At 62.5% G+C, this 14,498-nt stretch carries 10 protein-coding genes and 1 other RNA gene; 7 read left to right on the top strand and 4 right to left on the bottom strand.

The window, feature by feature from the left end:
• The first annotated feature begins 3 nt into the window (after positions 1 to 3).
• From CLV45_RS00445 to CLV45_RS00470, 5 genes are all read left to right on the top strand, one after another.
• Positions 4 to 2,076, top strand: coding sequence for a fibronectin type III domain-containing protein (locus CLV45_RS00445; protein WP_100334436.1), 2,073 nt, complete (start codon positions 4 to 6; stop codon positions 2,074 to 2,076).
• Between the two features lie 567 nt (positions 2,077 to 2,643).
• Positions 2,644 to 3,180, top strand: coding sequence for a DUF6252 family protein (locus CLV45_RS00450; RefSeq protein WP_157807200.1), 537 nt, complete (start codon positions 2,644 to 2,646; stop codon positions 3,178 to 3,180).
• A gap of 53 nt (positions 3,181 to 3,233) precedes the next feature.
• A complete protein-coding gene (locus CLV45_RS00455) occupies positions 3,234 to 3,770 on the top strand; it encodes a hypothetical protein (protein ID WP_100334438.1) in 537 nt (178 codons plus the stop codon).
• 51 nt (positions 3,771 to 3,821) lie between these two features.
• Positions 3,822 to 6,008 carry a prolyl oligopeptidase family serine peptidase gene (locus tag CLV45_RS00460; RefSeq protein ID WP_100334439.1) on the top strand — a complete coding sequence of 729 codons (2,187 nt, stop codon included), beginning with the start codon at positions 3,822 to 3,824 and terminating at the stop codon, positions 6,006 to 6,008.
• Between the two features lie 46 nt (positions 6,009 to 6,054).
• A complete protein-coding gene (locus CLV45_RS00470; protein WP_157807201.1) occupies positions 6,055 to 7,161 on the top strand; it encodes an OmpA family protein in 1,107 nt (368 codons plus the stop codon).
• 46 nt (positions 7,162 to 7,207) lie between these two features.
• Here the strand turns inward: CLV45_RS00470 and CLV45_RS00475 are convergent, their stop codons facing one another.
• Entirely contained in the window at positions 7,208 to 8,095 is an 888-nt protein-coding gene (locus tag CLV45_RS00475; protein WP_100334441.1) for a hypothetical protein, read from the bottom strand.
• 340 nt (positions 8,096 to 8,435) lie between these two features.
• On the opposite strand from CLV45_RS00475, the gene ssrA reads away from it, so the two are divergent.
• Together ssrA and CLV45_RS00485 are read left to right on the top strand one after the other, a co-directional pair.
• Positions 8,436 to 8,806, top strand: a transfer-messenger RNA (tmRNA) gene (ssrA, locus tag CLV45_RS00480).
• Positions 8,807 to 9,126: 320 nt separating this feature from the next.
• A complete protein-coding gene (locus CLV45_RS00485) occupies positions 9,127 to 9,807 on the top strand; it encodes a DUF1919 domain-containing protein (protein WP_100334442.1) in 681 nt (226 codons plus the stop codon).
• A 61-nt stretch (positions 9,808 to 9,868) separates the two neighbouring features.
• On the opposite strand, the gene CLV45_RS00490 is transcribed toward CLV45_RS00485, so the two are convergent.
• From CLV45_RS00490 to CLV45_RS00500, 3 genes are all read right to left on the bottom strand, one after another.
• Positions 9,869 to 11,314, bottom strand: a complete 1,446-nt coding sequence (locus CLV45_RS00490) for an energy transducer TonB (RefSeq protein WP_170061786.1) — start codon at positions 11,312 to 11,314, stop codon at positions 9,869 to 9,871.
• Between the two features lie 330 nt (positions 11,315 to 11,644).
• Positions 11,645 to 13,036, bottom strand: a complete 1,392-nt coding sequence (locus tag CLV45_RS00495; RefSeq protein WP_100334444.1) for a chloride channel protein — start codon at positions 13,034 to 13,036, stop codon at positions 11,645 to 11,647.
• A gap of 201 nt (positions 13,037 to 13,237) precedes the next feature.
• Positions 13,238 to 14,392, bottom strand: coding sequence for an alginate lyase family protein (locus CLV45_RS00500; RefSeq protein ID WP_100334445.1), 1,155 nt, complete (start codon positions 14,390 to 14,392; stop codon positions 13,238 to 13,240).
• Positions 14,393 to 14,498 lie beyond the last annotated feature (106 nt).

The following is a 14,498-nucleotide window of genomic DNA, read 5'->3' on the forward strand; positions in this document are numbered from 1 at the left end:
GCCATGAATCTGTTTCAGAAGCAAATAAAAAACGGGCCGCTGGCGGTGCTGGCGGCGTTGGTAATGTCCGCCGCGCAGGCCCAGAACCCAACTGCTCCCGCCGTGGGCGGAGGCCGGGGAATCTTCGTGTACTCGCCCAAGCCCCAGGCGGCCGGCACCTGGGCCGGGGCCGCCGCTACCAGCATTCAGGTGGAGCGGCGGGTGGCCAGCGGCACGGCGTTTGCGCCGGTAGCTCAGCTTTCGGCCCCGGCTACGGCCGCCGAGTTTGAGGCCCGGGTGCTGAGTTTCAACCGCCGCCTGACCATTCCGTTGACCGGCCTGGAAGGCCCGCTGGTGCAGAAGCTGGCCCGTATCTGGGAACGAACCCACCGCCTCGACAGCCTGCGCGCCTACAGCCAGCTGATGCCAGTGCAGCAGGCTGTGGGCCTGGTATTACTCGACAGCACGGCCCAGCGTGGCACTTCGTACGTGTACCGCGTCACGGCCCAGCGCAACGGCGCCCCGGTGGGTGCGGCGGCCCAGAGTGCGGCCGTGAGCTGGCCGGGCAAGCCCACCGGCGGCAAGCTGAAAAAGCTGCCTGCGGTAACCGAAGACAACCGGATTATTCCGCGCTGGCGCCAGCTCGACGGGCCGCAGCGGGCTGTGTACGTGCAGCTCCGCCGCCAGGACGACGCCCGTGGGGAGTGGAAAACGGCGGCTGCTCCACTCACCCTGGAGTCGTTCCAGAAGGCCCTGGCCCTGGTGGCTTACGACCGAAACGTACAGCCCGTGCACGCCTACCGCTACACCCTGCGCACCCTCGACCAGTACGAAAACCCCGGTCCCGCCGCCGATACCGTGCTGGCCGCCGCCTACAACTTCCTCGACGCGGCCGTGCTGCGCGACTTCCGGGCCCAGGCCCAGCAGGCCGGCCCCACCACCGAGCCCGGCATCCGGCTGAGCTGGCGCCTGCCCGACGCTAACAAGCTCCGCTCGGTGCGCATCTTTCGCAGCACCCTGCTCGACAAGGATTTCAAGCTCCTGGCCGAAGTGACGCCCACCGAAGCAGGCTACTTTGACGCCACCGCCGCGCCCATGCAAAAGTACTACTACTACGTGCAGCCCACCGGCCTTTTGCAGGAACCGGGTGTGCCCAGCAGCAAGGCTTTTGCTTTGTTTGAGGACCAGCGCCCCCCGCTGCCGCCCCACGAGGTGCGCGCCGCCCCGGTGCCCGGCGGCATCCGGCTGCGCTGGCTGCCCGGCGACAAATTCACCAAGGGCTACTATGTGTACCGGGCCGCCGGGCCGGCGGCCAAGCTCACCCTCGTCGGAGCCCTGCGGCCCCACCAGGAAAAAGCCGCCGAGCAGGTCTTCGTCGACAGCAGCCGCACGTTGCAGCCCGCCGTGCGCTACCGCTACGCCGTGCAGGCCGAGAATTCCAGCCACCGCCCCAGCATTTACTCCGATACGGTGGAAACGACGGCCGGCGTGAAGCGTCCCGTGGCTACTGCGGCTCACGCCCTGGCGCCGGTAGCCGGGGCCGAGGCCCAGTGGGAAAACGGCCGACCCGTGGTGCGCTGGCAAGCCGCCCCGGAAGCGGCTTTCTACGAAGTGAGCCGCCGCGTGGAGGGCCAGCCGCAGTTTCAGCGCCTGCCGCTGGGCCCCCGTATGCCCGGTTCCCGTACCGAGCGGCGCCCCTTGGCCCAGGCCGGCTTTTGCGACTCCACGGCCCGCCCCGGCCAGAGCTACGAGTACGAAATTGTGAGCCTGGATGAGCAGGGCCGCCGCAGCACCCCGGCGCGGCTGAGCTTGCGGGCCGCCGAAACTGCTGCCGCGCCAGCCACACTGACGGCGGCAGCCGTGGGCAAAACCGTGGAACTGCGCTGGGCCGCCGAGGCCGCCGCCCCGCAGTACCGGGTGTACCGCTACGAGCCCGGCGCCAAGCCCCAGGCCGTGGCTACCGTGGCGGCCAGCCCCGCCACCTACCGCGACGCCACCGTGCAGCCCCGCCGAACTTACTTCTACTACGTGGCTTCACTCGACGCCCAGCGCCGGGAAGCGGCCCGCAGTGAGCCAATCGGGGTGCGGGTGCCCTAGATAACGCGGCAGTTGTTCCGGCAACAGACCGGGTTGTCACGGTTAACGGCCGCGGCAAGCTTACTGGGCTTATGGTGGCCCTTCGGCCGCTCCAACCCGGCGCCGGAATACGCCTAGTCTGCTAGGTATGCATAATTACTAAATGCCAAAAAATGTATACCATTTTCGCTTTAGTTAGGTATACAATTTTGGTAATAGCAAGTACGTGTATACAGTTTGCTGGCTCGTTTGGTATACGATGCATTTTTAGAATGTAACCTGTATACAATATAACAGGGTGCGGGCGGGGCTTTCTGCTGCGGGCCGTTGGTGCCGAGAAGTTGTCCACTTGTGGTGCCTGAACCGGACTACGGGCTACGCTAAAGTCGGCAGCACACCCCCTTTTGACGGCAGAATACGACCTGCGCGCACCCGGCGCGACGCCCGCGCATGCTTTTGCGACCTGCCCGAAAGCCCCTGCCCGCGCCTTGCCCTTCCTTTGTCCCCGTTGCTGCTGCTTTACAATCAAGTGGTTACCAGCGGCGGCACGGCTCCAATTTCTCACCTCACTCTTCCTCTCTGATGACTATGCTTTCTTTCACCAACCGCTTCTTCCAATCGGTGCTGCTGCTGGGCGTGCTGGCCGCGGCGGCTTGTTCCTGCTCTAAAGACGATGCCGACGCGGCCGACCCCAACGGCGACGGCGACGGTACCCTGACCTGGACCCACAACGGCACCACCTACACCAGCAAGGCCTATTCCAGCGCCATCGTCGACAGTGATACTTCCCTGCTGATTACGGGCAGCTCGGCCGACATGAAAAACGCAGTGTCGTTGCGGCTCAAGAAAATATACAAGCTGGGCGCCACCACCTACGACCTCAAGAAAGGCTCGGTGCTCAATAATTACCCCGTGGGCGGCATCACGCTCAACAGCGCCACGCAGTTTATTACCCTCTACGGCCCCAGCGCCAGCAACGGCTCCATCGTGGTGACCCAGTACGACCGGGCCGCCCAGAAAGTGGCCGGCACCTTCAGCTTCACCGGCGGGCCCGTGCCCAACTCGGGCAGCACCGGCACCCAGAGCGTGACCAACGGCTCGTTCAGCTTCACCCGCTTCCGCTAGGCGTAGGCGGCTTATTGTACCCTGTTTATTCTTCACTCTCGATGCTTTTGCCCATGAAAACGCTCCGCCATATTCTGCTCCTGAGTTTGCTGCTCACGGCCTTTGCCTGCAAAAAAGATAAGGAGGCCGAGCCCACCAAAACCGACCTGCTGACGGCCAAAACCTGGAAAGACCAGTCCCAGACGCTGCGCCTCAATACCAGTGAAGGCACCCGGCCCACGGCCGCGGCCGACGTGAATACCTACCAGTTCACGCGCGACGGAAAAGTGACCATCACGGCGGCCAACAACACCAGCACCACCGGTACCTGGGCCTTTGTCAACAACGAGTCCCAACTGGCCCTTACCTCGGCCGGGACGACCAATACGTTTGCCCTCTTTGAGGTCAGCGCCACCAAGCTGTCCTTTGGGCTGAGCTACAACCAGGCCCAGATTCAGCAGGGCCTAGGCAGCAACGGGGGCGCGGAAGGGCAGTTTCTGAAGCTGCTGCTGCTCTCGGCCGGCAACTTCACCTTCCCTAGCGGCACGCCCACGATTCCCACCAATCAGCTCACGGCTGTGGACTGGAAAAACAACGCCCTGCCGCGCTAAGCGGCCGGCGCCCAGGCCCGGTATTGCCTACCTCTTTTCGCTGTTTTTGCCATGAGAAATCTGCTTTTTCTGTTGCCTAGCCTGAGTGTGCCACTGGCTGCGCTGGCCCAGCCGGCGGCGCCCGTGGCCCCAGTGCGGCCCATGACGGATACCTACTTCGGGCAAACGGTGACGGACCCATACCGCTGGCTGGAAGACGTAAAATCGGCCGAAACCCAGGCCTGGATGCACGGCCAGGCTGACTACGCCCGCCAGCAGCTCGACCAGCTACCCGACCGCGCCGCGCTGTACGCCCGCATCCAGGAGCTGGGCAATGCGGCGGCGGCCCGCACCGGCCGCTACCAGCGCCGCGGCCAGCAGCTGTTCTACCTCAAGCGTGGCGCCGCCGAAAACCTCTACAAGCTCTACACCCGCCCTGGGATGCAGGGAGCGGAGAAGCTGGTGTTTGACCCCGAAAAGCTGCCCGCTACGCCCGGTCAGCACTGGTCTATTGCCTACTTCACCGCCTCGCCCGATGGCCGCACGGTGGCTATTGGCGTGGCGGGGGGCGGCTCCGAAAATGCGGTGGTCAAGCTCATCGACACGGCCACCGGCCGCCAGCTCGACGCCGATTTGCCCCGGGCCCGTTTCTCTAGCCCGGAGTGGCAGCCCGACAGCCGCGCCTTTTTCTACAGCCGCACCCGCGAAATGACGCCCGGTGTAAAGCCCGGCGACGAGTTTACGAAAGTCACCAGCTACCGGCACCAGCTGGGCACCGCGCCCACCGCTGACGTGCCCGTGCTGGGCTACGACTACGCCCCGCCGAGTGTGGCGCTCAAAACCATTAATGAGGAGGCTTTTGTGGAAGTGCCCGCCGGGGCCGCCGTGCCCACGGCCGTAGCCCTGATTGAGCGAGGTACCCGGCGGGAGCTGGAGCTGTACGTGGCCCCGTTGGCCGGTTTGACCAAGCCCCGCACCACGGCCTGGCAAAAAGTGTGCGGCGCGGCCGATGAGGTGACGGCCTACGCCGTGCAGGGCGACAACCTGTACTTGTTGTCGCACAAAAACGCCCCCCGCTTTCAGGTGCTGCGCACCAGCCTGAGCAAGCCTAACCTGGCCATGGCCACCGTGGTAGTGCCCCAGATGAGCAGCGTGGTGCAGGAGATTTTTGCCGCCAAGGATGCCCTGTACCTGCAGCTGCTCGACGGTGGGCCCAACCAGTTTGCGCGCCTGCCCCACGGCCAGAGCGGGGCGGCCGTGGAGCTGCTGCCGCTGCCCTTCCCCGGGGCCGGGGTGTTCGAAGTAATCCACGACCCGCGGCAGGCCGGTATCTGGGCGGGCCTTACGTCGTGGACGCGCTGGGGCGACTATTTTGCCTACGACCCCGCCGCCCGCCGCTTTACCGCTACCCAGCTCGAGCCCCAGAGCCCCTACGATAACCCCGCCGACCTGGAAGTAGCCGAAGTGAAAGTAAAAAGCCACGACGGAACGCTGGTGCCGCTGTCCATCGTGTACAAAAAAGGACTGAAGCGCGACGGCACGGCCCCCGTGCTGCTGCAAGGCTACGGGGCTTACGGCAGTAGCCAGGCGCCCATTTATGATGCCACTTACCTGACGCTGCTGGAGCGGGGCGCAGTGCTGGCCGTGGCCCACGTGCGCGGCGGCGGCGAATACGGGCAGGAATGGTACAAAGCCGGCTATCAGGCCACCAAGCCCAACACCTGGAAAGACTTTATTGCCTGCGCCGAATACCTGATTAAGGAAGGCTATACTACGCCGGCCCGGCTCACCGGGCAGGGCACCAGCGCCGGCGGCATCCTCATTGGCCGCGCCGTCACGGAGCGCCCCGACTTGTTTGGGGCCGCCGTGTTCAACGTGGGCTGCCTCGACGCGGTGCGCTTCGAAACTACCGCCAATGGCCAAGGCAACATCCCCGAGTTTGGGAGCGTCAAAACTGAGGCGGGCTTCCGGGCGCTGGCCGAAATGAGCACCTACGGCCATATTCAGCCCGGCACGAAGTACCCCGCCGTGCTGCTCATACACGGCGTAAACGACCGGCGGGTGGACGTGTGGCAGTCCTTGAAAACGGCCGCCAAGCTCCAGGCCGCTACCGCCAGTGGCCGCCCCGTGCTGCTCCGCCTCGACTTCGACGCCGGCCACGGCATGGGCTCTACCAAAGACCAGCGCTACCAGCAGCTGGCCGACATCATGGCTTTGGTGCTCAGCCAGAACGCCCCGGCCACGGCTGCCCGCAACTAGCTTTCCTCTCATTTCTACGGCCCTTTCTGACTAATAGCCTCGCCTTATGCCTTTCTTTCTTCACCATCTGCGCCGGGCGCTTCTGCTCGGTTTGCCAGTGGCGGTGTTGGCCGCCTGCTCGCCCGAAGCCCCCGCTACCGAAGCTCCCACGACGCCCGCCCAGCCGGCCGCGGCCCCCGTAGCCCCTGCTGCGCCAGCGCCGGCTGCCGCGGCTCCCGCCGAACCGGCCACGCCAGCCACGCCAGCCACGCCAGCCACGCCAGCCGGTTTTGACCCCAGCCAGGTGCCGGTGGCCAACCCCAAGCTCGGCGCTTTTCCTTACTTCAGCCTGCTGGATGGCTACGTGAAAATGGACGAGAAAACTGCCCCCGGCAACTCGGCCCGGGAAATGAACAAGGAGGTGAATTTCGACCAGTACGAGTTTTTCGACGGCACCAAGCTCATTCCCGTGGCTGGCCGCCTGCGCACGGTCATTGCCATGGGCAAAACGGCCTCCTTCTTCCAGGTCCAGAAAACCTACGAGCAGCTCATCCACGACATGGGCGGCGTGACGGTGTTTGAGGGCAGCGGGGAGAAAATGAAGGGCCTGAAAATCAACTACGAAGACGGCCGCCACCGCGCCCGGTACAACATGCTGCCCTACGAAAAAATGGGCGTCTACATGGTGCGCACCCCCGATAAGGAAATCTGGGTGGAAGCCTACAAAGCCTACGCTTCCGACCCGGAAAACTACTGGCTGACGGTGGTCGAGAAGAAAGCCCTGCCCATGCAGGCCAGCGTGCTGCCCGCCGAGCAGCTCAAAAAGGAACTCGACGCCAACGGCCACGTGGCGCTCTACATCAACTTCGACACCGACAAGGCTAGCATCAAATCCGAGTCGGGGCCGGTGGTGGGGGAGGTGGCGAAGCTGTTGCAACAGAACCCCACTCTGCGCCTGACCGTGGAAGGCCACACCGACAACGCCGGCACGCCGGCCCACAACCAGCAGCTTTCCGAGCAGCGTGCCCAGGCCGTAGTAGCCGCCCTCACCAGCCAGCAGATTACCGCCGACCGCCTCAAACCCGCCGGCTTCGGCCAAACCAAACCCCTGGCCGACAATGCCACCGAGGAAGGTAAAGCCAAAAACCGCCGCGTGGAACTCGTTCGGCTGTAGGCTAGCGCTGTTCGGCTAACTCGGTATACGGCCGAAGCCGGCCGGGTTAGTCGAACAGGGAATGGTGGGAAGACGATGACGAACTGCGTATCTGCTCGTTCAGGTCGCTGTCGGAGCCGGCGTAGCGGCTGCCGGCCGGCGGGCGAAAATCCTGGTCGGTGGGCGTAGCCCAGTCCAAACCGTCGAAGTCGAGCTGTTCGCGGGGCTCGTGGATCCGCTGTTTTATCCGGTCCACCAGGCCTTTTTCTCCGGTGCCACCCGGCGCGTCGGGCTGGGTGTAGTGCACCATGAGGGCCAGGGTGGGCAGGGCCGCCGGAGCATGGTGTTCGATGTAGGGTAGCAGTTTCGGCTCTACTTTTATCTGCTCCGAATACATGGTTTCACAGCGCATGCGGTCCGGAAATAGAAAGACTATGGCCCGGCAGTCTTTTAGCGTTTCAGCCACAGCGCCAACATTTACCTGTTGGTGCGGCAACTCCCCATCAGCCGGGAAAAGGCTGAAAATCGTGCGGTACGGCTGCCAGTTCAGGCTCGGCAGGATGGGCTGCTGGTCGGCCACCCGGCGTAGGTAGTCGGCGCTGGCAATGCGGCAGTGGGTGTTGCGCGTGCTGTGCTGCAGGTAGTACGTCACGCTGTCGGTGCGCACGTCGACTAGGATACCGTAGCGGTAGGTGGAGTCCGCAAAGCCGTTGGGTCGCACTTCCCGCCGCAGTTGGGGGCCCCGGAAGTACATGGTCACGTAGTCGGTGGAGCGTAGGCCATCCAGGGAATGACGCTCCAAAAACCGCAGGGTCCCCACGAAGCTTTTGGGTGCGGCTGGTTTGGCGGGCAGCTCCGCCGCGGCAGTACGGGGCTCCTCGGCCGTGGGTGAGGAGCAGGCCAGCAGGCCGGCCAGGCAAAGCACCGGTAGGCGGGGCAGGGGTAGTGTTTTCATGCAGGAAACTGAGGCGCAGCGCCGGATTTGGCCCGGAAGATAGGAAGTCAATCCGCGTGACGCCCGTGCTACTCCCGGCCGCATGTGCTGAACTATGGGACTGGGAAAGGCCGGCCCCGGCAAAAAGAATTACTGGGGCTCAGCCAAAGTTGCGCGTGATATAGCCGCAACTAATTGATTAGCAATAACTTAAATATTGAGTGCGAAGATTTTGCACTACTGGTCAGTAGCCGGAAACAGTGCCGGTGAGGGAACATTTTTGCTCGATTTCAGCGTTTTCTTCCCGATGTGCGTACATTCGCACCCCGCCCAGTGTGGCGGGCATCGTTCTTTACCATTTGGGGCTGACCGGAATTGACAGCTTGCGCAAGTCGCGAGTAAGCGTGCCAGGAGTTGAATGGATCTTCTGCGACCAAATCATTCGAACAATAACTGGCGAGTATAGCTACGCCATGGCTGCTTAGTCTAGGTACTAGGTAATGTCATCGTCCCGCACCCGTTTTCTTTTACACGGGTGAGTTCGGGGCGTCGTAAGTAGAAGATAGTTAGAAAGGGCGTGTGACTTTCTAGCGAAAAACAATCGCATCTAAGGGGAGTCTAAGGGCCTGATGCGCGCCCGGGCTACCACGAAAATCTAAGCGTAGATACGCACGTAGAAAGCTCGACGGTTTCCTTGTCTGGACCAGGGTTCGACTCCCTGCAGCTCCACTGAAAAGCCCTTTCCGGCAACGGGAAGGGCTTTTTTGTTTATTGCCCCTACTTCTGCCAATGGCTACGGCTCGGAAGTCGTAGGAGAGGGTGGAGCTAAGTTGTGCCTACTGCAACACTTGCAGCGCGGCCTGGTTAATTGCCGGCCACCCCACTGTGACCAACGGAAAAGGATGCCTAGTAAATACCGTTCGTCCCCTCAGCAACACAATCCAAAGTCTATATTCTCGTATACCCTATTACGCGCCTGCATTGGGGAGCGTGTACACAAGGCGCAAAGACAAGATTTTGCCCGGAATATTAAATCAGCCTAAGCCCATTCTATGAGCTATTTCATTGATAAGCGCCGTCAGCAACTCGGACGGGCTATTGACCGCCACCGACTGAAAAACAAAACCTTTACGCTTATCTCCAACGACTGCTGGGGTGCCCAAGTATACAAGCACTTTAACCTGCCTTTCAATACTCCTTTCATTAATTTGATGCTGGCCGCCCCGTGCTACCTGAAATTAGCATCTGCCCCCCAGCATTACCTGGGGCAGCCCCTTGAATTTCAGGCCGAGTCACGCTACGAATCCATAAACACTTTGCGTAGAGGATGGAAGCACTACTTTCCTATTGCCACCCTGGGCGGAGAAGTTGAAATTCAATTTCTGCACTACCATTCGGATGAGGAAGCCAAAGAGAAATGGACCCGGCGGGTAAAGCGGATCAACTGGGAAAACATATTCTTTAAGTTTGACGGCAGTAAGGACTTTGCTACGCCCGAGCTGGTGCAGCAGTTTGACCAACTCACGTTTCCCCGGCTTACGTTGTTGCGTGAGCCGCAGCCTGGAATTAAGTCGGCTGTTGTGGTGCCCGACTACATCACGGATGGCTTTAAGCTGTTTGAACGCTCTTTGCCGCACTTCGATCTAGTAGGCTGGCTGAACGGAGGCGATGTGCACGTCACGCCTGGTACCCAGCTCTACAAGAAAGTCTTTTTTCCTAAAGTGTGGCAGTAGCAACCTCGTTTTTGACTCAGAAATGGGGTTTTTGTTTCCGGGATACAAAACCGGCCGCGGCTTATTCCGCCTTTTCCAGCCGGCCAATTTCCTCCTTAAGCACGGCCAGGGAAACAGGGCGAAAAACCAGGCTTTGCGCCGGGCGCGTGCTCAGCGTGGTAGCCTGGGTAGCCAGCAGCGTGGTGCCGCCTACTCGCTTTAAGGCCACCACCGTCACGGGTTCCTGGGCCGGTACGTTGTAGAAGAGGGTTTGCTGGCCCTTGGTCTGGCCCCGCAGCACGCTCCGCTGCTTGGCAAACACCAGGCTTACTTCGGTGTTGTCGGCGCCAGTATTCACCGCGAAGGTGACCAGCGGCTGGCTCGAGTTCAAAAAACGGTCACAGTTGATCCAGCCTAGAGCGGCAGCTGAAAATAGGTAGCTGCTGACGGCGCCGGTCGAGAACTGGGTTACGGTGGAGGCGGTGGCCTGCTGCTCGAAGCTCTGGGCAAAACTTTTGGCGGAGAGCTGGGCCAGGGTCTTGTCCTCGTTGAGGCCCTCGTACCGAACCGCTGCCTGACCGGTGGGGGTAAACAAAACCGTCAGCTGGTAGATGCTGGGCACCGCAATATTCTGGTAACGGGCCGGCTCCCAGCGCGGCATAGCTTTTAGAGCCTTTTCAACCAAAGGCGCCAGCTCCGCCACCGAGATGCCCGTGATGCTCGGCCCCAGTACTTGCCCGCCGGGGGAAATAGTGAATTGCGCGTGCGCTACGGCCCGCACCCGCAGGCCGGTATTGCCGGAAAGGCGCCGCAGCTCCTGCCGCTCGGGGCGGGTTACGCGCATCCGGCTCAGGCGCTGCTGCAACTCCCTGCCAACCTGAATTCTGCTCGTTATTTCCCGGCGGGCAATACTTTGGCCGCGCTTGAAGTGGGGCGGACTGATATGTATCCGGTTGAAAATCATTGGGGGAGTGGGCGCTTGCCAGTTCAGGCCCTGCTCGGGCGAGCCGACGCCGCGGAAGAGCTGCATACCGGGCTTTTCCTGACGCGTGGGAAAGCGCAGCAGCAGGCGGGCACTGTCGCGTAGGGCGCAATCCTGGCCCTGGGCACGGGCGGCCAAGTGCAGCATGCCCGCCGTTTCGAGCAGCTGCTCCCCCGAGCGGGTTGATAACTGGTTGAGCACAATCTCGGCCAGGGAGTAAAATTCCCGCAACGACACCTCCACGGGGCCAGCCACCAGCGGGCGGCCATCCGGGCGGCGAAATGCCTGGGCGGGCACCCCAATGAGCGTGCCCCCGGTGCCGCGCAGCACAGTGTCACGGTCGGTACGAATGACGAAAACCTGGGTTGGAACTTGCCGCTCCAGCTGCCAGGAATCCACCGTTTCGAAGTCTTGGACCGTAATGGCGGCCGTAGCGGTGGTGGCGGGCCGGGCCGCGCGCCCGTAGCGGTTGACGCGGCTTATCTCGCCGGGGCCGGGCAAAGGTTGGGTGCGGGCGGGCTCAGGGGCCGGTGAAGCCGGTGGCACGACGGGCGGCGGGGCTGGGGTAGCAGTGGCAGCAACTACAGCTGGCTGCTTTGGCGGCTCACTCCGCAGGGTTTCACGTTGTGAGCAGGCCGTTGCGCCGAGCGCCAATAGTACTATGGCCGGAAAAGGAAGCTTCACCATACCGTAAGCTAGCAAACCACCGGCGCTAACCAAACTAGGGACGCTACAAGCTCCGGAAAAAGGCAGGTAACAACGCAGCCCTTCACACAGAAACTTGGGGGCCAACCACCTGGCTTGACTACCCGGCCGGCACTGGGGCGGCTAAAGCGCCTGGCTGCGGTTGGTCGCTCTGGGAGGCAGGGGTTGGGCTTACTTCGGGGCAATCGGGGTGGCGGGCGGCAATTCCTGGCTGAGGGTTTCGCGCAGAAAGCTGGTTTTAAGGTGCTCGTATAAGGAGTGAGAGTCTACCAGGGTGGCCACGGCCTGGGCCATCATGCCGCTGAGCAACAATTGGAAGATGGCACCGTGCCGGTCGGTCATTTCCAGCACCAGAATAGCGGCCGTAAACGGGGAGCGGACTACGCCCGTCAGAAAGCCCACCATGCTCACCAGAATCAACAGGTTGCGGTCGGCCAAGGGGACCTGGCCCAGCCGGCAGAGCCCGTCGCCGAGCACAGCCCCGGCGCTGAGTGAGGTAGCAAAGACCCCACCGGCCCCACCGCCGCTGTAGCTCAGGGCCATACCCGCAAAACGCACCGGAAACAGGTACCAGGGCGTTTGCCCGTCATTCTGAAACAGCAGGCGGTTGATAATGGGCTTGCCGGTGCCCATACCCTCAGTGCCGGTCAGGTAAATCAGGCCGGCCAGCAGCAAACCGCAGCCCAGCACCCAGCCGGCTTGCTGGGGCAGCGTGGCAAAACGGCGGCGGTAGGCATTGAGCCAGAGCAAGGATTTGGCGAAAAAAGCGCCGGCCAGGCCGCAGATAACGGCTACCAGCGCCACCGTAGCCAGAAACCAGCCCGCGTGCGGCGTCACGGTGGGGTAGCCCAAATAGAGGTAGGGCCCCAGAATAGCCTGCGCCGTGAGGCCGGCCACGATGACGGCCGAAAACACGGCCATCCGAAAACGCGCCATGTGCATCTGAGTCAGCTCTTCCACCACGAATACGATGCCGCCGAGCGGGGTGTTGAACGCCGCCGCCAGCCCGGCCGCCCCGCCCGTGACCAAGGCAATCTGCCGGGAGAGTTGGGGCCAGCCGGTAGGTTGCAAACGGTTGATAGCCCGAAAGATGGCCGCCGAAATCTGGATGGTTGGCCCTTCGCGCCCGATAATACCGCCGCCCAACAGGAGCGCCACGCTGCTGAGTACTTTCACCACGGCCACCTTGAGGCTCAGCAAGTAGCCGGTGCGGTGGTGGTGCCCCGGCGTTGACAGCTCGATGCCGGCCATGACCTGCGGAATGCCACTGCCACGAGCCGCCGGCGCCCAGCGCTGCACCAGCGCCCACGACGCCAGGAACGCTAGTGGGGTGACTATAAAAACCAGCAAGGGCTGCGCCCGAAGCCACGTAAAGCTGGTTTGCTCAGCCCAAACAAACAGCTTTTCGTAGCCAACGGCCACGATACCCACCACGATGGACGCAAACCAAAACGGGAAACTTTGCAGAATAAGGCGGCGCACCCGGTCGGAGTACAGTCGCTCGATGACGTGACGGTCGAACCAGGCCAGCACCCGGGCGTAGCGAGTTGGAGAAGCAGGCATGCAAAGCAGATAAGGCGGCCGATGACCCCGCGGAGAGGCCCGTTCGGTCGCGACGAACAAGTAGTGGTAGGGTACTACGCAGTTGGCGGCGGAAGAGAGGAGCCGTAGCCAGACTTCGTTCTGGAGGCGGCCGGCTGCCCGGGCCCGCACAAAAAAGGCTGCCCCAGCGGAGCAGCCTTTTCGGTACCAACAAACCAAAGTCTACCGCCCGATGCTGCGGTGGGTGAAGGAGGTGAAGCCCAGAAAGGTTTTGTCGCCCGACACGCCGTAGGGGTCCTGCCGGTCGCGCAGGGAGGCCAGCTTGCTGGTGCCGTAGTAGTTGTAGGCCGTTTCGATGCCGGGGAAAATCTGGGTGCCGCTGCAGTTGCGGGTGTAGTTGCCGGCGGCGGCGTCCTCGTACTTGTTCCAGCCGTTCTTGATCTGCTGGCCGTTGGCCTCGTAAATAGCGGTGTTGCCCTGAATGCGGGCCGTTTCGGCGGCGTAGGTCAGGGCCGTGAGCGTGTACTGGGGGTGAATACAGTCCCGGTCGCGCTGCTCCTTCACGGCCCCGTCGGAGTAGAAGAGCTGAGGCAGAATCTGGAACAGGTAGTCGTAGCCCGAGTCGTAGACGGCCGTGCTGTTGAACCACACGCCGAGGGCCATTTTGGCGTAGGCGTAGGAAGCCTGCCAGTTGTTGATATCGTTGATGGCGCCCGGCACGTTGTTGACGTAGTTGTTCTTGAGGTTGTTCAGAAAGTCCGAGAACTTGCTTACGTCCGTGGCCGACCAGCCCGCGCCGGTGCCATTCACCTGGTAGTAGCGGATAATTTCGCCGGCGGCTACAAACGTGGGGGCCACCCAGGCGGCTTCCAGGTAGGTTTGGCGGAACTCGGTGGGGCTGCCGTCGGGCTTGGGCGAAGTGCTGTAGCGCTGGAAGTTGTAGGCGTAGCCGTTCAGAATCTGCTTAGCCTGGTTGGCATACGTTGCGTTACCGGTTTTGACCCAGCGCAGAGCGCAGGCGTAGGCCAGAATAGCGTCCCGGCGGATCTGGTCTTCGGTGGGACTGCCGCCGCTGCCCACCACGTACACCACGCTGGGAAAGGAGGTGGGCACCGCGTACTGGTTCATGTAGTCGACCACCTTGTTGTAGCCGGCCGTGCGGGTAGCATCACCGGCGTTGGCCTGGGCTGCTACCAAGTCCAGGCTGGCCTTGCTGTTGACCACGCCGGGGTGGCGGAAGGTGGTGATGGTGGAGTCGGCCGTAGCTTCGGCCGTGTCGGGGGTGGCGGCTTCCTTTTCCTGGCAGCCGGCCACAATGGTGAGGGCCAGGGCCAGGCCGAGCTGGGCCAGGCCCCCGCGGAACGAGAGGTACTTCATGGGTTTTGGTGGGGTTAAGGATGGAGAACAGAAAGGCAAAAACCTACAGCTGATTAGGTGCTGGAAAATGGGAGGTTTTAGCCGGTAAACATCCTTGTGATGAGAG

The sequence above is a fragment of the Hymenobacter chitinivorans DSM 11115 genome, from assembly GCF_002797555.1.
GTDB lineage: Bacteria > Bacteroidota > Bacteroidia > Cytophagales > Hymenobacteraceae > Hymenobacter > Hymenobacter chitinivorans.